The organism is Psychrobacter sp. 1U2, assembly GCF_051847575.1.
In genome coordinates this window covers 1-783 of the sequence record NZ_JBPYDC010000901.1, presented here as the reverse complement: position 1 = coordinate 783, position 783 = coordinate 1, and the positions used below count along the sequence as shown (strand labels likewise).

The 783-nt window shown below is 47.1% G+C and carries 1 protein-coding gene; it reads left to right on the top strand.

From position 1 onward, the window contains the following. Positions 1–783 (top strand): DNA gyrase subunit A (locus ACS8FD_RS19440; RefSeq protein WP_439277071.1); only part of this gene is annotated, 783 nt, incomplete at both ends.

Sequence of the window (783 nt, the reverse complement as noted above, 5' to 3'; positions counted from 1 at the left end):
ATGGTACTGATGGCGCAGCCGTTTAGTTATCGCTATCCGCTCATCACGGGTCAAGGCAACTGGGGTAGCCCTGATGATCCCAAATCCTTTGCAGCCATGCGTTATACCGAAGCCAAAATGTCTGCTTATGCTAATACCCTGCTGACAGAGCTCGGTCAAGGGACGGTCGATTGGCAAGACAATTTCGATGGCACCATGCAAGAACCCGTTACTCTGCCCGCTCGCCTGCCTAATATTTTATTAAACGGTACGACTGGTATCGCCGTCGGTATGGCAACAGACATCCCGCCGCACAACCTTAATGAAGTGGTACGTGCAGCCATTCGTTTGCTGAAAAACCCAGATCTGTCTGTTAAACAATTAACCCAATCGATACCAGCACCTGATTTGCCAACGCCTGCTGAAATCATCACCAGTAAAAAAGACTTACAGGCGATGTATGAAAGCGGTCGTGGCAGCTATAAAATGCGCGCAACCTATCATATCGATAGCAAAGAGAAAAATCTTGTCATTATCGATGCACTGCCCTACCAAGTCTCAGGCAACAAAATCCAAGAGCAAATCGCTAAGCTCATGATGGACAAAAAACTGCCTTGGATTACCGATATTCGTGATGAATCAGACCATGAAAACGCTTGCCGTATCGTCCTAGAGCTAAAATCTACCCGCGTCGATGTCGAGCGCGTCATGAGTCATTTGTTTGCCAGTACTGATCTAGAAAGCAATTACCGCGTCAATATGAACATGATCGGCCTAAATGGTAAACCGCAGGTGAAAAACCTC